This window comes from Pseudomonas sp. RIT-PI-o, from assembly GCF_001297215.1.
GTDB classification, from domain to species: domain Bacteria; phylum Pseudomonadota; class Gammaproteobacteria; order Pseudomonadales; family Pseudomonadaceae; genus Aquipseudomonas; species Aquipseudomonas moraviensis_A.
In genome coordinates this window covers 22,836-48,508 of the sequence record NZ_LHPA01000013.1, presented here as the reverse complement: position 1 = coordinate 48,508, position 25,673 = coordinate 22,836, and the positions used below count along the sequence as shown (strand labels likewise).

The 25,673-nt window shown below is 60.8% G+C and carries 24 protein-coding genes and 2 tRNA genes; 19 read left to right on the top strand and 7 right to left on the bottom strand.

Translation table 11 applies throughout. The features are described 5' to 3' along the window. Window positions 1–12: 12 nt before the first annotated feature. From phrB to AEQ63_RS05865, 8 genes are read left to right on the top strand one after another with little or no spacing between them, the layout of a single operon-like run. Window positions 13–1,458: a deoxyribodipyrimidine photo-lyase gene (phrB, locus tag AEQ63_RS05900; RefSeq protein WP_064362129.1), complete on the top strand. Its 1,446-nt coding sequence runs from the start codon at window positions 13–15 to the stop codon at window positions 1,456–1,458. After that, window positions 1,451–1,873, top strand: coding sequence for a nuclear transport factor 2 family protein (locus AEQ63_RS05895; protein ID WP_042609712.1), 423 nt, complete (start codon window positions 1,451–1,453; stop codon window positions 1,871–1,873). Before phrB ends, AEQ63_RS05895 begins: the two co-directional genes overlap by 8 nt. Then, the gene (locus AEQ63_RS05890; protein ID WP_064362127.1) at window positions 1,870–2,652 is read left to right on the top strand and encodes an SDR family NAD(P)-dependent oxidoreductase; all 783 of its coding nucleotides are present in this window, start codon (window positions 1,870–1,872) and stop codon (window positions 2,650–2,652) included. The genes AEQ63_RS05895 and AEQ63_RS05890 overlap by 4 nt, the downstream gene beginning before the upstream one ends. Further along, window positions 2,649–3,896, top strand: coding sequence for an NAD(P)/FAD-dependent oxidoreductase (locus AEQ63_RS05885; protein ID WP_042609710.1), 1,248 nt, complete (start codon window positions 2,649–2,651; stop codon window positions 3,894–3,896). The genes AEQ63_RS05890 and AEQ63_RS05885 overlap by 4 nt, the downstream gene beginning before the upstream one ends. After that, a complete protein-coding gene (locus AEQ63_RS05880; RefSeq protein WP_064362125.1) occupies window positions 3,893–4,708 on the top strand; it encodes a DUF1365 domain-containing protein in 816 nt (271 codons plus the stop codon). The genes AEQ63_RS05885 and AEQ63_RS05880 overlap by 4 nt, the downstream gene beginning before the upstream one ends. Continuing rightward, window positions 4,695–5,960, top strand: coding sequence for an SAM-dependent methyltransferase (locus AEQ63_RS05875; RefSeq protein ID WP_064362124.1), 1,266 nt, complete (start codon window positions 4,695–4,697; stop codon window positions 5,958–5,960). The genes AEQ63_RS05880 and AEQ63_RS05875 overlap by 14 nt, the downstream gene beginning before the upstream one ends. Next, on the top strand, window positions 5,953–6,444 hold the full coding sequence (locus AEQ63_RS05870) for a DUF2878 domain-containing protein (protein WP_042609707.1): 492 nt from the start codon (window positions 5,953–5,955) through the stop codon (window positions 6,442–6,444). The genes AEQ63_RS05875 and AEQ63_RS05870 overlap by 8 nt, the downstream gene beginning before the upstream one ends. Before the next feature lie 52 nt (window positions 6,445–6,496). Next, window positions 6,497–6,802 carry a YkgJ family cysteine cluster protein gene (locus AEQ63_RS05865; RefSeq protein ID WP_042609706.1) on the top strand — a complete coding sequence of 102 codons (306 nt, stop codon included), beginning with the start codon at window positions 6,497–6,499 and terminating at the stop codon, window positions 6,800–6,802. A 117-nt stretch (window positions 6,803–6,919) separates the two neighbouring features. Here AEQ63_RS05865 and AEQ63_RS05860 read toward each other — a convergent pair whose 3' ends face one another. The 6 genes from AEQ63_RS05860 to hemA form a co-directional block, all read right to left on the bottom strand. Next, window positions 6,920–7,438, bottom strand: coding sequence for an acyloxyacyl hydrolase (locus AEQ63_RS05860; protein WP_024014291.1), 519 nt, complete (start codon window positions 7,436–7,438; stop codon window positions 6,920–6,922). 111 nt (window positions 7,439–7,549) lie between these two features. Then, window positions 7,550–8,341, bottom strand: a complete 792-nt coding sequence (gene murI / locus AEQ63_RS05855) for a glutamate racemase (RefSeq protein WP_064362123.1) — start codon at window positions 8,339–8,341, stop codon at window positions 7,550–7,552. Further along, a complete protein-coding gene (locus AEQ63_RS05850) occupies window positions 8,334–9,089 on the bottom strand; it encodes a molybdopterin-synthase adenylyltransferase MoeB (protein ID WP_042609704.1) in 756 nt (251 codons plus the stop codon). Before AEQ63_RS05850 ends, murI begins: the two co-directional genes overlap by 8 nt. Beyond that, window positions 9,083–9,913: a peptide chain release factor N(5)-glutamine methyltransferase gene (gene prmC, locus AEQ63_RS05845; RefSeq protein WP_064362121.1), complete on the bottom strand. Its 831-nt coding sequence runs from the start codon at window positions 9,911–9,913 to the stop codon at window positions 9,083–9,085. The genes AEQ63_RS05850 and prmC overlap by 7 nt, the downstream gene beginning before the upstream one ends. Next, a complete protein-coding gene (gene prfA / locus AEQ63_RS05840) occupies window positions 9,914–10,996 on the bottom strand; it encodes a peptide chain release factor 1 (protein ID WP_042609702.1) in 1,083 nt (360 codons plus the stop codon). It lies immediately after the preceding gene. Continuing rightward, entirely contained in the window at window positions 10,993–12,279 is a 1,287-nt protein-coding gene (gene hemA, locus AEQ63_RS05835; RefSeq protein WP_016773209.1) for a glutamyl-tRNA reductase, read from the bottom strand. The genes prfA and hemA overlap by 4 nt, the downstream gene beginning before the upstream one ends. A 182-nt stretch (window positions 12,280–12,461) precedes the next feature. Here hemA and AEQ63_RS05830 point away from each other — a divergent pair, with 182 nt between their 5' ends. The 8 genes from AEQ63_RS05830 (at window position 12,462) to ychF (ending at window position 19,384) form a co-directional block, all read left to right on the top strand. After that, a complete protein-coding gene (locus AEQ63_RS05830) occupies window positions 12,462–14,186 on the top strand; it encodes a tetratricopeptide repeat protein (protein WP_042609701.1) in 1,725 nt (574 codons plus the stop codon). Window positions 14,187–14,189: 3 nt separating this feature from the next. Further along, window positions 14,190–14,807 (top strand): lipoprotein insertase outer membrane protein LolB, encoded by a 618-nt coding sequence (gene lolB / locus AEQ63_RS05825; protein WP_064362120.1) that lies wholly within the window; start codon window positions 14,190–14,192, stop codon window positions 14,805–14,807. Between the two features lie 3 nt (window positions 14,808–14,810). Continuing rightward, window positions 14,811–15,662 carry a 4-(cytidine 5'-diphospho)-2-C-methyl-D-erythritol kinase gene (gene ispE, locus AEQ63_RS05820; RefSeq protein ID WP_064362119.1) on the top strand — a complete coding sequence of 284 codons (852 nt, stop codon included), beginning with the start codon at window positions 14,811–14,813 and terminating at the stop codon, window positions 15,660–15,662. Window positions 15,663–15,699: 37 nt separating this feature from the next. Next, a tRNA-Gln gene (locus AEQ63_RS05815) sits at window positions 15,700–15,774 on the top strand. Window positions 15,775–15,819: 45 nt separating this feature from the next. Further along, window positions 15,820–16,761 carry a ribose-phosphate pyrophosphokinase gene (locus tag AEQ63_RS05810; RefSeq protein ID WP_003171603.1) on the top strand — a complete coding sequence of 314 codons (942 nt, stop codon included), beginning with the start codon at window positions 15,820–15,822 and terminating at the stop codon, window positions 16,759–16,761. A gap of 141 nt (window positions 16,762–16,902) precedes the next feature. Continuing rightward, window positions 16,903–17,505 carry a 50S ribosomal protein L25/general stress protein Ctc gene (locus tag AEQ63_RS05805; protein WP_064362118.1) on the top strand — a complete coding sequence of 201 codons (603 nt, stop codon included), beginning with the start codon at window positions 16,903–16,905 and terminating at the stop codon, window positions 17,503–17,505. A gap of 171 nt (window positions 17,506–17,676) precedes the next feature. Beyond that, window positions 17,677–18,261: an aminoacyl-tRNA hydrolase gene (pth, locus tag AEQ63_RS05800; protein ID WP_042609697.1), complete on the top strand. Its 585-nt coding sequence runs from the start codon at window positions 17,677–17,679 to the stop codon at window positions 18,259–18,261. 22 nt (window positions 18,262–18,283) lie between these two features. After that, complete coding sequence (ychF, locus tag AEQ63_RS05795) at window positions 18,284–19,384, top strand: redox-regulated ATPase YchF (RefSeq protein WP_016773202.1); 1,101 nt, start codon at window positions 18,284–18,286, stop codon at window positions 19,382–19,384. A gap of 187 nt (window positions 19,385–19,571) precedes the next feature. Here the strand turns inward: ychF and AEQ63_RS05790 are convergent, their stop codons facing one another. After that, window positions 19,572–20,789 carry an MFS transporter gene (locus tag AEQ63_RS05790; RefSeq protein WP_064362117.1) on the bottom strand — a complete coding sequence of 406 codons (1,218 nt, stop codon included), beginning with the start codon at window positions 20,787–20,789 and terminating at the stop codon, window positions 19,572–19,574. A 436-nt stretch (window positions 20,790–21,225) separates the two neighbouring features. Between AEQ63_RS05790 and AEQ63_RS05785 the strand changes: the two genes are divergently transcribed. The 3 genes from AEQ63_RS05785 to ggt all read left to right on the top strand — a co-directional run bounded on the left by AEQ63_RS05785 (window position 21,226) and on the right by ggt (window position 25,606). Further along, window positions 21,226–23,283: a methyl-accepting chemotaxis protein gene (locus AEQ63_RS05785; protein ID WP_064362116.1), complete on the top strand. Its 2,058-nt coding sequence runs from the start codon at window positions 21,226–21,228 to the stop codon at window positions 23,281–23,283. A 115-nt stretch (window positions 23,284–23,398) separates the two neighbouring features. Next, window positions 23,399–23,475 (top strand) — tRNA-Met (locus AEQ63_RS05780). Window positions 23,476–23,773: 298 nt separating this feature from the next. Continuing rightward, on the top strand, window positions 23,774–25,606 hold the full coding sequence (gene ggt / locus AEQ63_RS05775) for a gamma-glutamyltransferase (RefSeq protein WP_064362115.1): 1,833 nt from the start codon (window positions 23,774–23,776) through the stop codon (window positions 25,604–25,606). The last annotated feature ends 67 nt before the right edge of the window (window positions 25,607–25,673 follow it).

Genomic DNA, 25,673 nt, shown 5'->3' with positions numbered 1-25,673 from the left:
GGGTTTAATCACATGCAACTGATCTGGCTGCGCAGCGACTTGCGCCAACATGACAACACAGCGCTCGCAGCCGCCGCAGCGCGCGGCCCGACCGTGGCGGTGTACCTGTTGAGCCCGCAGCAGTGGCTGGACCACGACGATGCGCCGTGCAAGGTGGATTTCTGGTTGCGCAACCTGCGCGAACTGAGCCAGAGCCTCGGCGCACTGAACATCCCGCTGTTGATTCGCAGCGCGCCGCACTGGGATCAAGCGCCGGCAGAATTGCTCAAGCTCTGCCGGCAATTGAAGATCGAAGCAGTGCACGTCAACGAAGAATACGGCGTTCACGAAAGCCGCCGCGATGAGGCCGTCGCCGAAACGTTGCAGGCCGAGGGCATTGAATTCCACAGCTATCTGGATCAATTGCTGTTCAAACCCGGCACAGTGCTGACCAAGACCGGTACCTACTTTCAGGTGTTCAGTCAGTTCCGCAAGGTCTGTTACGAACGCCTGCACCGCTCGATGCCGGCGCTGGTCAAGGCACCCGGCAAACAGGCCGCGCTGGATATCGCCAGCGATGCCATTCCCGAGGCAGTCAAAGGCTTCGCCACGCCGAGCCAATCCCTGCGCACGTTGTGGCCGGCCGGTGAGCAAGAGGCGCAGCGCCGACTCGACACTTTCACCGATGCGCAGATCGATTATTACCGCAGCGAACGCGACTTTCCGGCCAAACCCGGTACCAGCCAATTGTCGGCGTACCTCGCCGCCGGGGTGATTTCGCCACGTCAGTGCCTGCACGCCGCTCTGCAAAGCAATCAGGGCGAGTTCGAAAGCGGCAAGGTCGGCGCGGTGACTTGGATCAACGAGCTGCTCTGGCGCGAATTCTACAAACATATTCTGGTCGGCTACCCGCGCGTGTCGCGGCACCGCGCCTTTCGCCCGGAAACCGAGGCGCTGGCCTGGCGCGATGCGCCGGAGGAGCTCAAGGCCTGGCAAGAGGCACGCACCGGCCTGCCGATCATCGACGCGGCGATGCGTCAGTTGCTTGAAACCGGCTGGATGCACAATCGCCTGCGCATGGTCGTGGCGATGTTCCTGACCAAAAACCTGCTGATCGACTGGCGCGAGGGCGAACGCTTTTTCATGCGCCACCTGATCGATGGCGACCTGGCGGCGAACAACGGCGGTTGGCAGTGGAGCTCGTCGACCGGCACCGATTCGGCGCCGTACTTCCGTATTTTCAACCCGTTGAGCCAGTCGGAAAAATTCGACGCTGAGGGCGTGTTCATCAAGCACTGGTTGCCGGAACTGGCCGGGCTCAACAAAAAGGAAGTGCACAATCCGGCGGGCGCCGGAGGGCTGTTCGGCGTGGCGGATTATCCGGCGCCGATCGTCAACCTCAGCGCCTCACGCGAGCGTGCGCTGACGGCGTTCAAGAACCTGCCGTCGCGCCAGCATGCGAGTGGCGGCGATGAGTGAATTCCTGCGCAGCTTCGCCCGCGAGTTTTCCGGGTTGAACAAAGACAATCTGCATCGCTTGGGCGAGCTGTACAGCGACGACATTCATTTCACCGATCCGCTGCACGAAGTTCAGGGGCTGGCGCAACTGCAGGATTACTTCAAAGAGCTGTACGCCAACGTCAGCGATCTACGCTTCGACTTTCACGGTTTCGACCAGATCGGCGCAGGCGAAGGTTATCTGCGCTGGGTCATGAGCTATCGCCACCCGCGTCTGGCCAAAGGCCGGGAAATCCGGGTTGGCGGCTGTTCGCACCTGCTCTGGCGCGACAAGGTTTATCGCCATCGGGATTATTTCGATGCCGGGGCGCTGCTGTATGAACACTTGCCAATATTGGGCCGGGTGATTGCCTGGCTGAAAAGGAGAATGGGATGAGTCGTACACCTCCACGGCGGTATTGGTTGACCGGCGCCAGCAGTGGCATCGGTGCAGCATTGTGCGAGGACATTCTGAAAAGCGGCGCGCACCTGGCGGTCAGTTCGCGCTCGGTCGCGCCGCTGAAAGTCTTGTCGCAGCGTTATCCGGGCCAGGTACTGGTGGTGCCCGGCGATCTGACCAACAGTCAGACCGTGCGCGAAATCGGCGAGCGGATCGGCGACGCCTGGGGCTCGCTGGACAGCGTGATTCTCAACGCCGGCACCTGTGAATATGTCGACGCGCGCCAGTTCGATTCCTCGATCATCGAGCACGTGGTACGCACCAATCTGCTCGCCAGCAGCTACTGCATCGAAGCCGCCCTGCCGCTGCTGCGCAAAGGCACCACGCCGCATCTGGTCGGCATGGCCAGCTCGGTGACCTACCTGCCGCTGCCACGGGCCGAAGCCTACGGCGCATCGAAGGCGGGGCTGCGTTACCTGTTCGAATCGCTGCGCATCGATCTGGCGGACGAAGGCATTGACGTCACTATCATCAGCCCGGGTTTTGTCGAGACGCCGCTGACCGAGAGGAACGATTTCCCGATGCCGCTGAGCTGGCCCGCGGATAAAGCGGCGCGGCACATCTTCGCCAAACTCAAGGACCGGCCGCTGGAAATTGCTTTCCCGGGGCTGTTCATGGCGGCGCTTTGGCCACTGTCGAAGCTGCCGGCCCGCGCGCAACTGGCGATCGGCAAACGCATGGTGCGCAAAAACCCACCGCAGCGGGATCCGGTATGAAAATCGCCGTGATTGGCAGCGGTATCGCCGGGCTGACCTGCGCTTACCTGCTGAACCGCCGCCACGACATCACCGTCTTCGAAGCGAGTGACTGGGTTGGCGGGCATACCCATACCGTGCCGGTCAGCGTGGCCGGGCAGCCATTCGCCATCGACACCGGCTTCATCGTGTTCAACGACTGGACCTACCCGAACTTCATTCGCTTGCTCAACCAGCTCGGCGTGGCGTTCAAGCCGACCGAAATGAGCTTTTCGGTGACCGACCCGGACACTGGGGTCGAGTACAACGGCAACAACCTCAACAGCCTGTTCGCCCAGCGCAGCAATCTGTTGTCGCCGGGGTTCTGGGGCATGCTGCGCGACATTCTGCGCTTCAACAAGGAGGCCCAGCGTGACCTGATGGAACTGCGCATCGCCGCCGACACTACCCTCGACGATTACCTCAAGGCCGGCGGCTACGGTGAACGCTTCATCCTGCATTACATCGTGCCGATGGGCGCGGCGATCTGGTCGATGCCGATGGCGGAAATGCTCAATTTCCCTCTGCAGTTTTTCCTGCGCTTTTTCAAGAATCATGGACTGCTGTCGGTCAGTGATCGTCCGCAGTGGCAGGTCATTGAGGGCGGCTCCAGTGCCTACATCGCGCCACTGACCGCCTCATTCCACGACAGGATTCGCCTGAACTGCCCGGTCAGCCGCGTCGAGCGCAATCAGCACGGCGTGGTTATCCACAGCCCGGCCGGCCTCGAACATTTCGACAAAGTGGTGTTTGCCTGCCACAGCGATCAGGCCCTGAAGTTGCTGGCCAATCCGAGCGAGGCCGAGCGCTCGATTCTCGGCGCCCTGCTCTACGCCGACAACGACGTGGTGCTGCACACCGACACGCGCCTGTTGCCCGCGCGCAAACTGGCCTGGGCCAGCTGGAACTACCGCCTCGGCGGCGCCGGTCATACTCGCGCGGCGGTCACCTACAACATGAACATCCTGCAGGGCATCGAGAGCGACACTACATTCTGCGTCAGCCTCAACCAGACCGCCGGCATCACCCCGGACAAAGTGCTGGCCCGCTACACCTACGCCCACCCGCAATACACTTTGGCTGCCGCAGCGGCGCAAAACCGCTGGGGCGAACTCGATGGCGAGCAGCACACGCATTATTGCGGCGCCTACTGGGCCAATGGCTTCCATGAGGATGGCGTGGTCAGCGGCTTGCGCGTGGCCGCTGCGTTCGGTGAAACCCTGTGAACAGCGCCCTCTACAGCGGCGTGATCGGCCATCGACGTTTCTCGCCGCGCCGTCACGAATTCCGCTACCGCATCGGTTTGCTCTATCTCGACCTGAGCGAACAGGACGCCGTGCTGGCCTTGTCGCCGCTAGCGGGGCGTAGTCGCTTTGCGCCGTTCTCGTTTCGTGAGACCGATTACCTGAAAGCTTTCACCGGCAAGGGCATCCGTCTGATCGACGCGGTGCGCCAGCAGGTGGGCGCGGCCATCGGTCATGAGCCAAAGGGCGCGGTGTGCCTTTTGACTCAGCCGCGCAGTTGGGGGCTGTCGTTCAATCCGGTGAGTTTCTTCTATTGCCACGAAGCCGACGGGCAACTGGCGGCGATCGTCTGCGAGGTGACCAATACGCCATGGCGCGAGCGTTATCACTACGTGCTGCCGGCGCAGACACCGACCAGTCTGGTGGATTTTCATCAACATTTCGCCGTGGCCAAGGCCTTTCACGTCTCGCCGTTCCTGCCCCGCGACCTCGAATACCGCATGAGTTTCAGCCCGGCCGCGCAAAGCCTCGGCGTGCACATGGCCGATTGGCAGGGCAGCGAAAAACTGTTCGACGCCACGTTGAATCTGCGCCGCGAACCGCTCGATCGTCGCAGCCTGCACCGCTATCTGCGCCGCTTCCCGTGGATGACCGCAAAAACCGCCCTGGCGATCTACTGGCAAGCGCTGCGACTGCTGCTCAAGCGCGCGCCGATTTTCGCTCATCAGCCTGCCGACGGCAGCTTTCAAACCGCCACCGTGCCTCCGAAGGAGCCGCACCATGAAATCCTCTAGCCTGCCGCTCGGTCGCTTCAGCACCAACGGCCTGACCGGCTCGCTGCTGCGCCGTGGCGTGCTGCGACAGCTCGCGCAGCTCAAACACGGACAATTGATGGTCGTCGAGGATGGCGAACAGATGCTCTTTGGCACACCGGGCAGCGCCTTGCTCGGCGAGGTCCATGTGCTCGATCCGGCGCTGTGGGGCATGGTTGCCAGCAACGGCTCGATCGGCGCCGGCGAAGCATTCATACACGGCTATTGGAGTTCGCCGGACCTGACCGCGGTGGTGCGCGTGTTCGTCAGCAATCTCGAGGTGCTCGACGCCATGGAGGGTGGCCTGGCGCGACTCGGCCGGCCCTTCGTGCAAGGCCTGCACTGGCTCAATCGCAACACGCGCAAGGGCTCACAAAAAAACATCGCCGCGCATTACGACCTCGGCAATGAACTGTTCGAACAGTTTCTCGACCCGACCATGATGTATTCCGCCGCCCAGTTCCTCTCCCCAAGCGACACCCTGGAACAGGCACAACTGAACAAACTCGAACGCATCTGCCAGAAACTCGCGCTCAAGCCCAGCGATCACCTGCTGGAAATCGGCACCGGTTGGGGCAGCATGGCGCTGTACGCGGCGCAGCATTATGGCTGCCGCGTGACCACCACGACTCTGTCCAAAGAGCAGTTCGCGTTCACCGCCAAACGCATCGAACAACTCGGCTTGCAGGATCGCGTCACGCTGCTGCTCAAGGACTACCGCGACCTCAGCGGCGAGTACGACAAACTGGTGTCGATCGAGATGATCGAAGCGGTCGGCCATCGGTTCCTGCCGACCTATTTCAAGCAATGCGCGCAGTTGCTCAAGAGCAATGGCCTGATGCTGCTCCAGGCGATCACCATTCGCGAGCAACGCTACGAACAGGCGAAACGCAGCGTCGACTTCATCCAGCGCTACATCTTCCCCGGCGGCGCCCTGCCCTCGGTGCACAAGATGCTCGATGTGGTCAGTCGCGAGACCGACATGAACCTGCTGCACATGGAAGATTTCGGCCTGCATTACGCCAGGACATTGCGCCTGTGGCACGAGAACTTTCGCCTCGCCCATGGTCGCTTGAACGAATTGGGTTACGACGATTATTTCCTGCGCTTGTGGGAGTTCTACCTGTGCTACTGCGAGGGCGGATTCCTCGAGCGGACCATCGGCACCGCGCAATTGCTGCTGGCGAAACCGGCGGCGATGACCGCGCCGCTGCTCGGTCGCTTCGATGCTTGAGCGCCTCGCCAATGCCGTGCTGTTCCAGCTCGGCTGGCTGGCCTGCGTCATCGGCGGCAACAGTTTGTGGCTGTTGCTTGCACTGGCGGCGCTGGTCATTCATCTGCGCTGGATCAGCAGTTGGGCGGCGGAGGGTCGGCTGATGCTGTCCGTGGTGATTGTCGGCACGGCGGTAGACAGTGTTTTGCGTTACCTCGACGTGTTCCGCTTCGAAGATGCTGCACCGTTGATTCCGTTGTGGCTGATGCTGCTCTGGGCGCTGCTTGCCACCACATTGCGTCATTGTCTGGCCTGGAGCGCACGGCCATGGTGGCTGGCCAGCGCACTTGGCGCGGTGGGCGGTGCGTTGTCGTACTACGGCGGTGGACGCCTGGCCGGCGTGCAATTTCCCTACGGCGAAGTGCCGACGCTGATGGTGATCGGCGTGCTCTGGGCCGGGCTGTTTCCGCTGCTGCACATGATGGCGCGACGGCTGGCGCCATGAGCGTCCGTCAGCGCTTTCACACCCACAGCGATCACTGCCTTACACTGCCGCGATGAAAACCATCCCCCACACACAAATCGACGAACCGGCAGTCACCTGCTCGACCTGCGCCGCGTGCTGCTGCCAGCTCGAAGTGATGCTGATCACCGACACCGGCGTGCCTGATCGCTTTATCGATACCGATGAATGGGGCGGTGAAGTGATGCTGCGTCTGGACGACGGCTGGTGTGCGGCGCTGGATCGCGACAGCATGATGTGCACGATCTACGAACGGCGACCGTTGATCTGCCGCGAGTTTGAAATGGGCGCGCCGGAGTGCATCGAAGAGCGCCGGGGTATTGCAACAGCCTACCGCTGAAACAACTGTAGGAGTGAGCCTGCTCGCGATCGCGGTGTGTCAGTGCCAAATGTTCCGGCTGACACACCGCGATCGCGAGCAGGCTCACTCCTACAAGAAGCGTGAAGCGTCGAACAATTACAGCGGCATTGTGTAATGCAGCGCGTAGCTTTCTACACCATCGTTGTCGCTGGACAGGCCAGCGTTGGAGTAGTGCGTGGCGCGGATGCCGACTTCGTGGCCGCCGTTGAAGCGCAGGCCGAAACCGATGCGGTCTTCGAACTGGAAGGAGCCGCCCAGCTTGTTGCTTTCGTATTCGGTGTTGGAGAAGAACGCCGCACCGATACCCGCTTCAACGTACGGTTTGACGGACTGGCCGGCAAACTCGTAAACGAAGACAGGCGAGAACGACAGGCTGTTGTTGCTGGAAGTCTTGTCACCTTCCCAGTACGTGTAGGCACCGCTCCAGTAGCCGGTCAGGCGACCCACGTCGCTCTGCAGCCAGCTCTTGTCCCAGTCGAAATTCATGCCCAGGCGATACGTCATTGTCGAATCGCTGGTACCGCCGACGGCGAATTCAACGCCAGCGGCTTGTGCAGAAATGCTTTGCCCCATCAATGCGGCCGCAATCGCGGCCAAGCAGAATAGTCGCTTCACTTTGAAACTTCCTTTTCCGGAACGATCGTTTGGTTTTAAGTTGCTGCTGTCGCTATAGAAATCTGCGCTTGGTCAGAAGTTCAGCGTATTTCGAGTTATTTCACATTTTTTTTACAAGTCGAAGTTTTGCACATTCGACGCAGTTTGGCCCAGCAGCGGTAGGATTTTTCTGAAGGATCGTGCATCGGCACTGGTCCAGAACCTTACAGGCAAGCTCGGACCTTGCGCCAGCAGATCACGCTCGGCGAGCAACCGTTGCAGCTGCCGGGCCACGGCAGCGCCGGTATCGATCAGGCTGACATCGTCGGCGATCATCGACCTTAGCAGCGGCTTGAGGAAAGGATAATGGGTGCATCCCAGGATGATCGTATCGCAGCCCTGAGCCAGCAAAGGGGTGACGTAACCCTGCAGCAAAGTGCGCAATTGGGCGCTGTGCAGGTCGCCACTTTCAATCAGTTCGACCAACCCCGGACACGGCTGGGTGATGACTTTGACGTCAGCCGCAAAGCGATCGAGCAACGCGGCGAACTTGGCGCTCTGCAATGTACCTGTCGTTGCCAGCACGCCTACCACGCCACTGCGGGTCGCCGCTGCAGCCGGTTTGACCGCCGGTTCCATGCCGACAATCGGCCAGTCGGGGAAGTCGCGACGCAGATCGGCAACACCGGCGACAGTCGCGGTATTGCACGCCAGCACCAAAGCCTTGGCGCCCTGCTCGCGGAAAAAACCGGCCATCACACTGCAACGCTGACGGATGAATTCCGGGGTCTTTTCGCCGTAGGGAATATGCCCGCAATCGGCGACGTAGAGCAGCGATTCGTTGGGCAGCAAACGCTGGATTTCCGCGAGAACCGACAAGCCGCCGACCCCGGAATCGAACACGCCGATCGGCGCTTCACGCATGGCGCGCGCCACAGACGCTGCAGCCCGGATCGCGCTTGACCCGCAGTTCACGGAAGCGCGAACCCAAGGCGTCGATCAGCAGCAGGCGCCCCACCAACGGTTCGCCAAAGCCGACCAGCACCTTCAGCGCTTCCAGCGCCTGCAGGCTGCCAACCAGGCCAACCAGCGGCCCGACGACGCCGGCCTCGCTGCAGGTCAGTTCGGCTTCGCTGCCGTGACCGTACAGACAGTGGTAGCAAGGACTCTCAGCACGCCGTGGGTCGAACACCGACAACTGCCCTTCCAGACGAATCGCTGCGCCGCTCACCAGTGGTTTGCGCGCGACTACACACGCGGCGTTGACCGCCTCACGGGTGGCGAAGTTGTCCGAGCAATCGAGCACCAGATCCACCGCCGCCACCGCTGCGGCAAGAGAATCCTCGTCCAGCGCCCGCCGATGGGCGATGAGTTGGATTTCAGGATTGATCGCGCCCAGGCGTTTGAGCGCCGAGTCGACCTTGGACATGCCGACGCTGTCTGTGTCGTGAATGATCTGCCGTTGCAGGTTGGTCAGATCGACCGTGTCGAAATCCGCCAGATGCAACTCGCCGACGCCCGCTGCCGCCAGGTACAAGGCCACCGGCGCGCCGAGGCCGCCGAGGCCGACGATCAGCACGCGGCTGGCCTTGAGCTTCAGTTGCCCGTCGATGTCGATGTGTTGCAGCAGAATCTGCCGGCTGTAGCGCAGCAATTCCTGATCATTCAGCACGGCAGGCGCCCCAGACTGATGCGTTGATGGCCGCCCAGATCGGTGCGGCTGTGGACTTCTTCAAAGCCACGGGTGAGCAGCAGATCACGCACGGCTTCGGCCTGATCATAGCCGTGTTCGAGCATCAGCCAACCAGCGCTTTCCAGATGATCGGGGGCTTGCGCAACAATCAGGCGCAGATCATCGAGGCCATCTTCACCGGCCACCAAAGCACTGGCCGGTTCGAAGCGCACATCGCCCTCGACCAGATGCGGATCGGCGGCGGCAATGTACGGCGGGTTGCTGATGATCAATTGAAAGCGCTGGCCTTCCAGTGCACTGAACCAATGGCTGCTCAGTACGGTGGCGTTGTTCAGGTGCAGACGCTGGCGATTGCGTTCGGCCAATGCCACGGCTTCGAGCACGCGATCGACGGCGGTGACTTTCCACGCCGGGCGCTCGCTGGCCAGAGCCAACGCAATCGCGCCACTGCCGGTGCCCAAGTCGAGAACTTTGGCCGGCGTTGCCGGCAGCAGTTCAAGGCCTGCCTCCACCAGCAATTCGGTATCCGGGCGCGGGATCAGCGTGTGCGGCGCGACTTCCAGATCGAGTTTCCAGAAGCCCTGTTGGCCGAGAATGTAGGCCACCGGCTCACCGCTACGCCGCCGTTGCAGGTACTCGGCGAACGTCAGCGCAGCCTCGCTCGGGACGATGCGCTCGGGCCAGGTATGCAGAAAGCTGCGCGACTTGCCCAGCGCGGCGGCGAGGAGCAGTTCAGCGTCCAGGCGCGCAGTGGGCGAGTCCGGCAGTTCGGCGGCGCGCAACAGGCTGGCGATGATGGTCATTTATTCACCTATCGCTGCGAGTTGGTCAGCCTGGTATTCGGCCAGCAACGGCTCGATCACGGCTTCGACGCCACCGGCAAGAATTTCATCCAGCGAATACAGGGTCAGGTTGACGCGATGGTCGGTGACCCGGCCTTGAGCATAGTTGTACGTGCGGATGCGCTCGGAGCGATCGCCGGAACCGACCAGCAATTTACGCTCACTGGCAATCGCGTTGGCCGCCGCAGCGTTTTGCTGATCGTTGAGCTTGGCCGACAACCAGGCCATCGCCCGGGCACGGTTCTTGTGCTGGGAACGTTCTTCCTGACACTCGACGACAGTGCCGGTGGGTATGTGGGTGATGCGGATCGCCGAGTCCGTGGTGTTGACGTGCTGACCACCGGCCCCGGAGGAGCGGAAGGTGTCGACGCGCAAATCCGCCGGATTGATCTCGATGGCTTCGCGTTCGTCCGGCTCGGGCAATACCGCCACGGTGCAGGCGGAGGTGTGAATCCGGCCCTGGGATTCGGTGGCAGGAACACGCTGGACACGGTGCGCGCCGGACTCGAATTTCAGCTTGCCGTAGACGTTGTCGCCTTCGATACGGGCGATGACTTCTTTATAGCCACCGTGTTCGCCTTCGTTTTCCGAGAGGATCTCGACACGCCAGCCACGCCGCTCGGCATAACGCGAATACATGCGAAACAGGTCGCCGGAGAAGATCGCCGCCTCGTCGCCACCGGTGCCGGCGCGGATTTCGAGGAAGACGTTGCGCCCGTCGTTCGGATCCTTGGGCAGCAACATGCGCTGCAGATCGGATTCCAGCGTGATCAGCAATTCCTTGGCTTCGCGGACTTCTTCCACGGCCATTTCGCGCATGTCCGGGTCGCTGTCCTTGAGCAGGGCCTGTGCGCCTTCAAGATCGCCTTGTACGCTGAGCAGCTTTTTATACGCAGCCACGACAGGCTCGAGTTCGGCATATTCCTTGGAATAGGCGCGGAATTTGGCCTGATCGGCAATGACTTCGCCGTCGCCGAGCAGCGCGGTCAGTTCCTCGAAACGGTCCTGGAGAATGTCCAGCTTGTTGAGCAGTGACGCTTTCATTGCGGTTTTTTATCCGAAAAACTATCCGGTGAGCCCTCGAGGGCGAAGAGTTCCTGGGCCATGGCCAGCGCATCGAGGCGGCCTTCGGCAGACAGCTTTTTCAACTGCACGCTGGGCGCATGCAAGAGTTTGTTGGTCAGGCCACGGGCCAGTTGCCCGAGCACGTCCTCGGCGTTGCCGCCGTTGGCCAGCAGACGCAGGGCCTTTTGCAATTCTTCGTCACGCAGGCGTTCGCTCTGTTGACGATAGGCCTTGAGCACATCGACCGCCGCCAGTTCGCGCAGGCGCACCATGAAATCGTCGGCGCCGACCGAGACCATTTCCTCCGCCGCTTGCGCTGCGCCCTGGCGGCTCTTGAGGTTTTCGGCAACCACTTCGTGGAGATCGTCGACGCTGTACAGGTAAACGTCGTCGAGTTCGCCGACTTCCGGCTCGATATCTCGCGGTACAGCAATGTCGACCATGAAGATCGGCTTGTGCTTGCGCAGCTTCAGTGCACTTTCCACCGCGCCCTTGCCGAGAATCGGCAACTGGCTGGCGGTCGAACTGATGACGATGTCGCTGCGCACCAGTTCCGCCGGAATGTCCGAGAGCAGCACCGCGTGAGCGCCGAACTGCTCAGCCAACTGACTGGCGCGCTCCAGCGTACGGTTGGCAACGACGATGCGCTTGACCCCCAGCTCATGCAAATGGCGCGCGACCAGAGTGATCGTCTCGCCAGCGCCGATCAGCAGCGCCTGACTGCGTTGCAGATCACTGAAAATCTGTTTGGCCAGGCTGACGGCGGCAAATGCCACCGACACCGGGTTCTCGCCGATCGCAGTATCGGTGCGCACCTGCTTGGCGGCATTGAAGGTCGCCTGAAACAGCCGCCCCAGCAGCGGGCCGATGGTGCCGGCCTCGCGGGCCACGGCGTAGGCCGATTTCATCTGACCGAGAATCTGTGGTTCGCCGAGCACCAGCGAATCGAGCCCGGAGGCGACGCGCATCATGTGACGAACGGCCGCATCGTCTTCATGCACATAGGCACTGGCGCGCAGCTCGTCCAGGCTCAGATGGTGATAGTCGGCGAGCCAGCGCAGCACGACATCGGCCGAGAGCTGATCCTGTTCTATATAAAGCTCACTGCGATTGCAGGTGGAGAGGATCGCGGCTTCGCGGCTGTCGGTCAGTCGGCAGAGCTGCTGCAAGGCCTCAACCAGCTGCTCAGGGGTAAAGGCCACGCGCTCGCGGACGTCTACTGAAGCAGTCTTGTGGTTAATACCGAGTGCAAGGAAGGCCATTCAAGGTCGCTGGTGGTGACGTGAAGCCGGCAATTGTCCTACTTCGAAAGATCCAGAACAACTACCGCTGACTATTGTCCCAATTGTCGGCCCCTATAATGGCCACAATTGAGTCTCGGTTATGTTTGGCCGAAGGCTTGTGTCATGATGATCCGACCGCAGGTTAGTCGTCCTCTTCCTATATGAATAGATCTTCCGCGTTGCTCCTCGCTTTTGTCTTCCTCAGCGGCTGCCAGGCCATGGCGCCCGTTGCGCCGGACGGCACCCCGCCGGTCGAAGACACCACGCCCGCGCCTGAAAAGCCCAAGGTTTACAGCTCGTTCAGCGAGGAAACCGTGTTCAGCCTGCTGAGTGCCGAACTCGCCGGCCAGCGCAATCGTTTCGACATTGCCCTGGACAACTACGTGACCCAGGCCATCAACACCCAGGATCCGGGCGTGTCCGAGCGTGCTTTTCGCATCGCCGAATATCTGGGCGCCGATCAACCGGCCCTCGACACCGCGCTGATCTGGGCGCGCAACGCTCCGGACGATCTCGAAGCGCAACGCGCCGCCGCCGTGCAACTGGCCCGCGCCGGGCGTTACGACGACTCCATGGTCTATATGGAGAAAGTCCTGCAGGGCAAGGGCGACACCCATTTCGATTTCCTCGCACTGTCGGCCGCCGACACCGATCAGGAAACCCGCAACGGTCTGATGAAAAGCTTCGACCGCTTGCTGCAGCGTCACCCGAACAACAATCAGCTGATTTTCGGCAAGGCGCTGCTGTTGCAGCAGGACGGCGACAATCAGGGCGCACTGACCCTGCTTGAAGACCATCCGCCGGAAGATGGCGAGATCGCACCGATTCTGCTGCGCGCGCGCCTGCTTCAGCTGCTCAATCGTGGCGACGAAGCGCTGCCGCTGCTGCAGAAAAACATCAGGAAGTACCCGGAAGACAAACGCCTGCGCCTGACTTACGCGCGGATGCTGGTCGAGCAGGACCGTATGGACGACGCCAAGGCCGAGTTCTCCACGCTTGTTCAGCAATACCCGGAAGACGACGAACTGCGCTATTCGCTGGCGCTGGTGTGCCTGGAAGCCAAGGCGTGGGACGAGGCCAAGGGTTATCTGGAAGACCTCATCGCTCGCGAAAGCCATGTCGATTCGGCGCACCTTAACCTCGGCCGGATTGCCGAAGAACGCAACGATCCGCAAGGCGCACTCATCGAGTACGCCCAGGTCGGCCCGGGCAACGACTATCTGCCGGCACAACTGCGTCAGGCCGATATTCTGATGAGCAACGGCAAAGCCGCCGAAGCGCAAAGCAAACTGGCGGCCGAGCGTGACGAACAGCCCGACTACGCCATCCAGCTGTACCTGATCGAATCGGAAACGCTGTCGGCCAACAAACAGGACGACAAGGCCTGGAAAGTCCTGCAGCAAGCCCTGCAGAAATACCCGGACGATCTCAACCTGCTTTACACCCGCGCCATGCTCGCGGAGAAGCGCAATGACCTGGCGCAAATGGAAAAAGACCTGCGCCTGATCATCAAGCGCGATCCGGACAATGCCATGGCGCTGAATGCGCTGGGCTACACCTTGTCCGACCGCACTACCCGTTACGCCGAAGCGAAAACGCTGATCGAGCAGGCGCATCAGATCAATCCGGAAGACCCGGCGGTTCTTGACAGCCTCGGCTGGGTGAACTACCGCCTGGGCAATCTGGACGACGCAGAGAAATACCTGCGCCAGGCGCTCGAGCGTTTCCCTGACCACGAAGTCGCCGCGCACCTGGGCGAAGTCCTCTGGGCCAAGGGCAATCAACGCGAAGCCAAACAAGTGTGGGGCAAGTTCCTCAAGGACCAGCCCGACAGCACCATTCTGCGCAGCACCATCAAGCGCCTGACCGGATCCGAGACTCTTTAACCCATGTTTTTGCGCCACGTTATTGTTTTCAGCTTCATCGCCCTGCTCGCCGGTTGCTCTGGTTTCGGCACTCGCGAATCCGTCGAGGGCCACGGCAGCCCGACCCAGTGGGCGGCGAACAAACAGCAGCTCACCGGCCTCGACGGCTGGCAGATAGACGGCAAGATCGGCATTCGCGCACCGAAGGATTCCGGCAGCGGCACGTTGTTCTGGCTGCAGCGTCAGGACTACTACGACATTCGCCTGTCCGGCCCGCTGGGTCGTGGCGCGGCACGCCTGACCGGGCGGCCGGGCAAAGTGTCACTGGAAGTCGCCAATCAGGGCCGCTACGAATCGCAATCGCCCGAAGCCCTGCTCGAAGAACAGCTTGGCTGGAAATTGCCAGTCTCGAATCTGGCCTGGTGGGTTCGTGGCCTGCCAGCTCCAGAGAGCAAAAGTCGCCTGAACCTGGACGCCGACAGCCGTTTGGCCAGTCTTGAGCAGGACGGCTGGAAAGTCGAATACACCGCCTACACCGAACAGAATGGTTATTGGCTGCCCGAACGCATCAAGCTGCACGGCACCGACCTCGACGTGACGCTGGTGATCAAGACCTGGCAACCGCGCAAGTTGGGGCAATAACGCATGACCGCTGCACGCCTGACCCTGCCCTCACCGGCCAAACTCAATTTGATGCTGCATATTCTCGGTCGCCGTGAAGACGGTTATCACGAGCTGCAGACGCTGTTTCAGTTTCTTGATTACGGCGATGAAATCACTTTCGCCGTGCGCGATGACGGCGCGATCCAGTTGCACACCGAGTTCGCCGGCGTGCCCCACGACAGCAACCTGATCGTGCGCGCGGCGAAAATGCTGCAGCAACAATCCGCCTGCTCGCTTGGCATCGACATCTGGATCGACAAAGTCCTGCCCATGGGCGGCGGCATCGGCGGCGGCAGTTCGAACGCGGCGACGACTTTGCTTGGCCTCAACCATCTCTGGCAGTTGGGCTGGGATGAAGATCGCCTGGCGGCGCTGGGCTTGTCACTCGGTGCCGACGTGCCGGTATTCGTCCGTGGCCATGCGGCGTTTGCCGAGGGCGTCGGCGAGAAACTGACCCCGGTCGACCCCGAAGAACCGTGGTATCTGGTACTCGTGCCGCAAGTCTCTGTTAGTACGGCAGAAATTTTTTCAGATCCTTTGTTGACACGTAACACACCGCCCATTAAAGTGCGCCCCGTTCCCGAGGGAAACAGTCGAAATGACTGCTTGCCGGTGGTTGCAAGGCGTTATCCAGAGGTACGTAACGCATTGGATTTGTTAGGTAAATTTACCGAAGCAAAGCTCACCGGAACTGGAAGTTGTGTGTTTGGGGGCTTCCCAAGCAAAGCTGAAGCTGATAAAGTCTCGGCCCTTCTGACAGAGACCCTTACAGGGTTTGTAGCGAAAGGAAGCAACGTTTCGATGTTGCATCGCAAGCTACAAAGTCTGCTCTAAAGGAATCAAGTGCCCGGCACTTGAAAGCAACAGATACAGGGGCGTCGCCAAGCGGTAAGGCAGCAGGTTTTGATCCTGCCATGCGTTGGTTCGAATCCAGCCGCCCCTGCCATTTTCTCTACTCATCCAGGTTACCCTCAGCCTCTAGGTACTGCGCGTGTCCAAGATGATGGTCTTTACGGGGAATGCCAACCCCGATCTGGCTCGGCGTGTCGTACGTCAGCTGCATATCCCTCTCGGTGACATCTCTGTCGGCAAGTTTTCCGACGGCGAAATCACAGCCGAGATCAATGAAAACGTTCGCGGTAAAGACGTCTTCATTATTCAGCCGACCTGCGCTCCGACCAACGATAACCTGATGGAACTGGTAGTGATGGCTGACGCCTTCCGCCGCTCCTCGGCTACTCGTATCACTGCTGTTATTCCTTATTTTGGTTATGCCCGTCAGGATCGCCGTCCGCGTTCCGCACGTGTGGCCATCAGCGCGAAAGTCGTCGCTGACATGCTTACCGTAGTCGGCATCGACCGTGTTCTCACGGTTGATCTGCATGCTGACCAGATTCAGGGCTTCTTCGATATTCCGGTAGATAACATCTACGGCTCCCCGGTTCTGGTGGATGACATTGAAGATCAGCGCTTCGAAAACCTGATGATCGTGTCCCCGGACATTGGTGGCGTCGTGCGTGCACGGGCCGTTGCCAAATCCCTGGGCGTCGATCTCGGGATCATCGACAAACGCCGTGAGAAAGCCAATCACTCTGAAGTGATGCATATCATCGGTGATGTCGAAGGGCGTACCTGTATTCTCGTCGATGACATGGTCGATACCGCCGGCACCCTGTGCCACGCGGCCAAGGCCCTGAAAGAGCATGGCGCAGCCAAGGTCTTTGCCTACTGCACACACCCTGTGCTGTCGGGCCGGGCCATCGAGAATATCGAAAATTCCGTGCTGGACGAGCTGGTGGTCACTAACACCATCCCGCTGTCCGCTGCAGCACAAGCCTGTGCACGTATCCGTCAACTGGATATCGCACCGGTTGTTGCCGAAGCGGTTCGCCGCATCAGCAATGAAGAATCGATCAGCGCGATGTTCCGTTAAGGGCCCTGCCCTTCACGAAATGTCTCGTTGACGAAAAGCGCCCCGCCCCGGCATTCCTGTCGGGGCGGGGCTTTTTTGCCCATACCGTGTTCGGCGCTGGTCGCAAACGCCACTCGGTCATGGCTATTTTGGAGATACAAAATGAACGATTTTACTCTGAATGCTGAAGTGCGTTCCGACCTGGGGAAAGGTGCGAGCCGCCGCCTGCGTCGTCTCGCAAGCCTGGTTCCAGCTGTAGTTTACGGTGGCGACAAAGCCCCTGAATCCATCAGCATGCTGGCCAAGGAAGTTGCCAAACTGCTCGAAAACGAAGCGGCTTACAGCCACATCATCGAGCTGAACGTTGGTGGCACCAAGCAGAACGTCATCATCAAGGCTCTGCAGCGTCACCCGGCCAAAGGCCACGTGATGCACGCTGACTTCGTACGCGTTGTTGCCGGCCAGAAACTGACCGCCATCGTGCCTGTGCACTTTGTTGGCGAAGAAGCTCCGGTCAAGAAAGGCGGCGAAGTTTCGCACGTTATTGCCGAGATCGAAGTTTCCTGCCTGCCAAAAGATCTGCCTGAGTTCATCGAAGTCGACCTGTCGAAAGCAGAAATCGGCACCATCATTCACCTGTCGGACCTCAAAGCTCCTAAAGGTGTTGAGTTCGTTGCTCTGGCACACGGCGATGACAAGGCTGTTGCCAACGTCCACGCTCCACGTGTTGCTCCAGAAGCTACCGAAGAAGGCGCAGCAGAGTAATTCACTCTGTCATGCCTGAGTGAGCAAGTAACATCGCGGACTGGAACGTAGCGAGAAAGCGGGCGAGAACGCGGAGTTTACATCCATGGTAAATGAGCATTTTTCGTCCACTTTCGCCGCTTTCCCTGATCGCGGCGATGTTACTCACCACTCAAAGGAAGGGCCCCTATCGTGACTGCCATCAAACTGATCGTTGGCCTGGGAAATCCAGGCGCCGAATACGACCAGACCCGGCATAACGCAGGGGCCCTTTTTGTTGAGCGCATCGCCCACGCACAGAATGTGAATCTCGTGGCCGATCGCAAATATTTCGGCCTGACCGGGCGCTATTCGCATCAGGGTCAGGATGTTCGTCTGCTGATTCCCACCACTTACATGAACCGCAGCGGCCAGGCCGTGGCGGCACTCGCCGGTTTCTTCCGCATCCAGCCTGAAGAAATCCTCGTGGCGCATGACGAACTCGACCTGCCTCCGGGCGTTGCCAAGCTCAAGCAGGGCGGCGGCCATGGCGGTCACAACGGGTTGCGCGACATCATTGCGCAACTGGGCAATCAGAATACGTTCTACCGCCTGCGGCTTGGCATTGGCCACCCGGGCGTCGCCAGTATGGTTTCAAATTTCGTTCTGGGTCGTGCGCCACGCGCCGAACAGGAAAAACTCGATGCCAGCATCGACTTTGCCCTCGGCGTGCTGCCGGATATCCTCGCCGGGGAATGGAACCGCGCGATGAAAAACCTGCACAGCCAGAAGGCCTGACTTTTACCCGAGGGGAAACACCATGGGATTCAATTGCGGCATCGTCGGCCTGCCTAACGTCGGCAAGTCCACCCTGTTCAACGCCCTGACCAAATCCGGTATCGCGGCGGAGAACTTCCCCTTCTGCACCATCGAGCCGAACAGCGGCATCGTGCCGATGCCGGATCCACGTCTGGAAGCTCTGGCGGCCATCGTCAATCCAAAACGCATCCTGCCGACCACCATGGAATTCGTCGACATCGCCGGCCTCGTTGCCGGTGCCTCGAAAGGTGAAGGCCTGGGCAACAAGTTCCTCGCCAACATCCGCGAGACCGACGCGATCGCTCACGTCGTGCGCTGCTTCGAAGACGACAACGTGATCCACGTTTCCAACAGCGTCGACCCGAAACGCGACATCGAAATCATCGACCTGGAACTGATCTTCGCCGACCTCGACAGCTGCGAGAAGCAACTGCAGAAAGTCGCGCGCAACGCCAAGGGTGGTGACAAGGACGCCGTGGTTCAGAAGGCTCTGCTCGAGCAACTGATCGCGCACTTCACCGAAGCCAAGCCGGCGCGCAGCCTGATGAAGAACATGAGCGCGGATGAAAAAGCCGTGATCAAGGGCTTCCACCTGCTGACCACCAAACCGGTCATGTACATCGCCAACGTCGCTGAAGACGGTTTCGAGAACAACCCGCACCTGGACGTGGTCAAGGCTATCGCCGAAGAAGAAGGCGCCATGGTCGTTCCGGTGTGCAACAAGATCGAAGCGGAAATCGCCGAGCTCGATGACGGCGAAGAGAAGGACATGTTCCTCGAGGCCCTGGGCCTGGAAGAGCCAGGCCTGAACCGCGTGATCCGCGCCGGCTACGAAATGCTCCACCTGCAGACCTACTTCACCGCCGGTGTCGAAGAAGTCCGCGCGTGGACCGTCAAGGTCGGCGCCACCGCACCTCAGGCTGCCGGCGTGATCCACACCGACTTCGAAAAAGGCTTCATCCGCGCCGAAGTGATCGCCTACAACGACTTCATCCAGTACAAGGGCGAAGCCGGTGCCAAAGAAGCCGGCAAATGGCGCCTGGAAGGCAAGGATTACATCGTCAAGGACGGCGACGTGATGCACTTCCGCTTCAACGTCTGAGCAACAGCCGCACACGAAAAAGCCGCGTTTGATACGCGGCTTTTTTGTGCCTGAAATATTTTCCGCCACACCACCAATCCCCTGTAGGAGTGAGCCTGCTCGCGATAGCGGAGTGTCAGTCAATTCAACCGTAACTGACACACCACCATCGCGAGCAGGCTCACTCCTACAATGGGAAATGTGTGAATCAGTGCTTTTTGGTACGCGGCAAGAAGATTGCCAATACGCCAAACAACGGCAGGAACGAGCACAGGAAATACACATACTTAATCCCGTGCACATCCGCCAGATGCCCGAGCAGCGCCGCGCCAATCCCGCCGAAACCGAACATCAGGCCGAAGAAAATCCCGGCAATCATCCCTACATTGCCCGGCACCAGTTCCTGCGCGTACACCACGATCGCCGAGAATGCCGAGGCCAGAATGAAGCCGATCACCACGCTGAGAATACTGGTCCAGAACAGATCGACATGCGGCAGGATCAGGGTGAAAGGCGCGACGCCGAGGATGGAAAACCAGATGACTGCCTTGCGCCCGATCTTGTCGCCAATCGGCCCGCCGAAGAACGTCCCCGCCGCCACTGCGCCCAGGAAGAGGAACAGGTGCAACTGCGAGCTGGCCACCGACAGGTCGAACTTCTCGATCAGGTAGAAGGTGAAGTAGCTGGTGAAGCTGGCCATGTAGAAATACTTGGAGAACACCAGCAGCCCCAGCACCACCAGCGCACTCGTCACCCTGCCCTTCGACAAGCCGTGCGTTGCCGCTTGACCGGCCTTGAGCTTGAACAGGTTCAGATGGTTGGCGTACCAACGGCTGATGCGGTACAGCACGAACAGCGCAAACACCGCGAACAGACCGAACCACGCCACATTGCCCTGGCCGAATGGAATGATGATCGCCGCCGCCAACAAAGGGCCGAACGCGGAACCGGCATTGCCGCCGACCTGGAACGTCGATTGCGCCAGACCGAAGCGCCCGCCCGAGGCCAGCCGCGCAACCCGCGAGGCTTCCGGGTGAAAGGTCGATGAGCCAATGCCGATCAGCGCCGCTGCCAGCAGAATCAATGGGAAGCTGCCGACCACCGACATCATCAGAATGCCGATCAAGGTACACACGGTCCCCGCCGGCAAAAGCCACGGTTTCGGGTGGCGATCAGTGTGATAACCGACCCACGGCTGCAACAGCGACGCGGTCAACTGGAAGGTCAAGGTGATGAGGCCGACCTGGGTGAACGTCAGGCCATAGTTGGCCTTGAGCATCGGGTAGATCGACGGCAGTACCGACTGGATCAGGTCGTTGATCAAATGCGCCAGCGCCACCGCGCCAATGATGCGCATCACCAGTGGACTGCTTTGAGGAGCAGCGGTCGCCGAGGCAGCGTCGTTCTGAACGTTGCTGATAGCCATGGAAAATTCCGGACAGCAGATGGGTGCCCGCAGGCAGGTGCGTCAATGTGCCATTTTTCGGTGCGTCAGCGCCATCCCCTTAGCGAGCTAACGAAATGATTGACGATTGATCACCGTGTAGGAGCTGCCGAAGGCTGCGATCTTTTGATCTTGCTTTTAACAATCAAAGGCAAAAGATCGCAGCCTTCGGCAGCTCCTACGGGGGGCCGTTCAAAGAGAAAGTGATAGCGCAACGCCATGGTCTGAATCTTGCCTTGCTTCTGCCCTTGAACACGATCGCCTTACAAAGGCGCTCGACAATGGGAAGTTTCGCTACAGAGCCGGCCTACAGAGCGGGCGAGGGTGAACTTTCGAGGCCTTTTAGAGGGCACGGGTCGCGGCGCAAAAGCTCGCGATGCACGCCAATGGTGCGTGGTGTCCAGAGGAGTCATGAGGCATGCAGGCTTTCCTTTCACCGGGGATCAAATTGCTGGGGCGGTTTGGCTTCGCTGGTAAATTCCAGTTGTTGTTTCTGCTGTTCATTCTGCCGTTGGCCGGCAGCCTGTTGATGATCGGCCATGATTATCGCGAGAAGCTCAACCTGATCGCCGGCGAGCGTACCGGCGTGGGTCAATTGCTTGCGCTGGATGCGCTGGACAACCTGCTCGCCGCTCAACGTGACCGCGCCGCCCGCTGGCGCGCCACCGAGACCAACCGTCAGCCGACACCGGCCACCCTCGCCGCAATGGCAGCATTCGACGGCGTGCAACCGGCGGTACTGCAAGCCACCACGGAGCTGGGCAATGCGCTGAATCAGCAAGGCGCCGAGGGTGAAATTCTCGCTCGCTACCAAGCATTGCAAACCGCGCTCAATGGCCTGGACTCGAAAAGCCTCAGCAGCGTCGGTTGGTGGCCGGACGGTTACGACCGTTTCACCAATGCCTTGGGCGCGCTGCAAGCGTTGCGCGAGCAGATCGTCATGGACAATCGCCTGACCCTCGCGCCGTGGCTGGAAACCTACCTGCTGACGCAGATTTCCACGCAGCACGCGCCGGACCTGATCGAGCGGGTCGGGCGTCTCGCGGCGGTCGGTCAGGCCTCAGTCGTCTCCGGCCAGTTCACCCTGCAGAGCCGCTTGCAGTTGCGCGACCTGCGCAGCCGCATCGGCGACGCCCGCGAGCAACTGGTGAAAACCGCCGGCCTGCTGGAGGCGCGTCTGCCAGTCGAGCTGCAAGCCTGGGCTGGCCAGTATCACGACAGCCTGAAACATCTCGACGGCGGCCTGAAAGTCCTCGACGACGGCGTTTTCGGCGGCAGCATCACCCTCAAGCCGGAAGACTTCGAACGCAGCCTCGACGCGTTGCTCAGCGACCTCGCCTCGCTGCGCCAGCAGTCGCTGGTGGCGCTGGATCAACGGCTCGATGCCTATTACAGCTCGGCGATCCGCCAGTTCATGGTTGTCGCGGCAATTTTCGGATGCCTGCTGTTGGCGGCGCTGTACCTGTTCGTCTGCCTGCAAGCCTCGATCCGCCGCAGCGCCAGCGGCATCACCCTGCTCGCCGAAGCTTTGCGCGACGGCAACCTGAGCCTGCAAGTGCCGGTGGTGGGCCGCGATGAGCTGGCGGCGATCAGCACTGCGCTCAACGTCGCCGTGGTGCAACTGCGCAGCAGCATGCTCGGCGTCGACCACGAGACCTCGCAGCTGAGCAACGCGGTGCGTAGCCTCAACCAACACTCCAGCGGCGCCCTAGGTGAAGTCGAGGCGCAGCAGTTGCAGATCAGCCAGATCGCCGCTGCCGCCACGCAATTGGCCGCCACCTCGCAAGGCGTCGCGCAGAGTTGCGAACAGGCCTCCGGCAGCGCCCAGCACACCCGGCGCATCGCCGCCGACAGCAGCCGCGACAGCCAGCGCACCACGGCAAGCATTCAGCAACTCAATCAGCGGCTGAACGACACCGCCGCCGCGCTCGGCCGGGTAAGCGAGCAAGGCCAACAGATTCAACTGGTGGTCGACACCATCCGTGGCGTCGCCGAGCAGACCAACCTGCTCGCACTCAATGCCGCCATCGAAGCCGCCCGCGCCGGGGAACAGGGTCGCGGTTTTGCCGTGGTCGCTGACGAGGTGCGCAGCCTCTCGCAACGCACGCAATCGTCCACCGCGCAAATCGCCGGCACCGTCGACAGCCTGCGCGCCACGGTCAACGAAGCCGTGAGCCTGATGGAGGCCGCCTGCGGCCAGGCTCAGTCGGATGCCGAAGCGGTCACCGGACTCGGCGAACGCCTGGGCGAAATCGCCAGCGCCGTTCAAAGCGTCACCGACACCCTGGCGCAGATCGCCACGGCGGTTGAAGAACAGGCCACCACCGCCGATGAAGTCAGCTGCAATATCCAACAGGTCGATCAGGCGGCGGTGCGTTTGCTTGAAAGCGCACGCGCGGTGAACCTCGCGGCGGATACCTTGAGCCAGGGCAGCGATGCCCTGAACGCCAATACCGCCAGATTCCAGCTACGCTGACGCCCTCCCCGCCCCCGATTTTCGGGGTCCGAGGATAAGCGGTTGAAAACAGGAAGAAATATTTTCGATTTACGCTTGACGCTTTGCCAATTCAGGGGAATAATGCGCGCCACTTGGCTACATAGCTCAGTTGGTTAGAGCATAGCATTCATAATGCTGGGGTCCGGGGTTCAAGTCCCTGTGTAGCCACCAAGTACTAAAAACGGCTTACCGAAAGGTAGGCCGTTTTTTTATGCCTTGAGAAAAGTTGCGCTTTGCTTCACTCGTAAACTACCGCTTACCTCAGCGGATCAATGGCGCGCATCCCAACAGAAAAACTCCGCGGGGATCGCTTTCGCGAGCAGGCTCGCTCCCACAAGGGCATCGTTTTCGGCCAATCGATTGGCGCCGCCGCTGAGCGGGGGGGGCAGTAATCCCCACCCGGTTTGCACACCGCCGGCCCGCTAGATAAAGTCCCCTAGACTTTTACCCCCACGGACGGAGAGCCCGCGTGTTTCCAGCCCAGCCCTTGAGCCGCTTTCGCCTGCCAGCCCTGACACTGCTTGTCAGCGCCCTGACCCTCACCGCATGCAACGCCCCGCCCTCTTCTTCCTTGCCGCTAGCACCGGAAGCCGCTTCCGGTTACCGCACTGATCTGCAAACCCGTCACGCCGATAAACACATGGCCGCTGCTGCCAATCCGCTGGCGGCTGAAGCCGGGCGGGAAATGTTGCGTCAGGGTGGTTCGGCGATTGATGCGGCGATTGCGATGCAGGCGGTGTTGACGCTGGTTGAGCCGCAGTCTTCCGGGATCGGTGGCGGGGCGATGATTGTGTTGTGGGATGGCAAGCAGGTGCGCACCTATGACGGCCGCGAAACCGCGCCGTCCGGGGCCACCGAGGAGCTGTTCCTGAAGACTGATGGTAAACCGATGGCCTTCACGCAAGCGCAGATCGGCGGGCGATCGGTCGGGACGCCGGGGGTGTTGCGCGCGCTGGAGCTGGCGCATCGACAACATGGTCGCCTGCCCTGGGCGAAGTTGTTTGAGCCGGCGATCGAACTGGCCAAGCAAGGCTTCGCAATTTCCCCGCGCCTGCATTCGCTGCTGATTGCCGATCCACTGATACGTCAGTCGCCGGACATGGCCGCGTACTTTCTCAATGACAATGACAGCGTCAAAGCTGTCGGCACGCGCCTGCAGAACCCGAAGTTGGCCGCCGTGCTCAAACGCATCGCCAATGAAGGTGCCGATGCGCTGTACAAAGGTCCGATCGCAGAAGAGATCGTCGCCAAGGTTCAACAGCACGCCAACCCCGGCAGTCTGTCGCTGAACGATTTGCAGCATTATCAGGCCAAGGAACGCGCGCCGCTGTGTACTGATTACAAACGCTGGCAGGTCTGCGGCATGCCGCCGCCGTCGTCGGGAGGGATCGCCGTGGCGCAGATTCTCGGCACGTTGCAGGCGCTGGAAACTCGCGACCCACGCCTGTCACTTACCCCGCTCAAACCGGTCCGAACCAATAAGCCGGCCGGCATCGAACCGAATCCGCAAGCCGTGCATCTGATCGCCGAGGCCGAACGCCTGGCCTATGCCGACCGCGCGCAATACGTCGCCGACACCGACTTCGTCCCGGTGCCGGTAAAAGGGTTGCTCGATCCGGCCTATCTGGCCAGCCGCGCCAGTCTGATCGGCGAACGCAGCATGGGCAGCGCCAGACCGGGTACACCGCCGGGCGTGCAGGTGGCCTACGCACCGGATCGCTCGCCGCTGCGCATCTCGACCTCGCAAGTGGTGGCGGTGGATGACCTCGGCGGCGCCGTGTCGATGACCACCACCATCGAAGCCGCGTTCGGCTCGCACCTGATGGTTCAGGGTTTTCTGCTGAACAACCAGATGACCGACTTCTCGTTCATCCCCGAAGAGAACGGGCAGAAAGTCGCCAACCGCGTCGAACCGGGGAAACGCCCACGCTCGTCGATGGCGCCGACGCTGATCTTTGATCGCAACACTGGCGAATTTGTCGCCACGGTCGGCTCCCCCGGCGGCTCGCAAATCATCGAATACGTTGCGAAAACCACCATCGGCCTGCTCGACTGGAACCTCGATGCACAAAGTGCGATCAACCTGCCCAACTTCGGCAGCCGCAACGGCCCGACCGAACTGGAACAGGGACAGTTCAGCCCGGCGCTGATTCAGGCGTTGAAAGACAAAGGCCACACGGTCAGTGAAATCGACATGACCAGCGGCACCCAAGCGATCGTGCGGGTGAAGGATGCGCAAGGCAAAGCGACGTTGACGGGGGGAGCCGATCCTCGGCGTGAGGGAGAAGCGTTGGGGGATTGAGTATTACGAAGTGGGGAGAAAAGGCTTACCGGGAGGTAAGTTTTTTCTCCTCACGGCTACTGTCTTA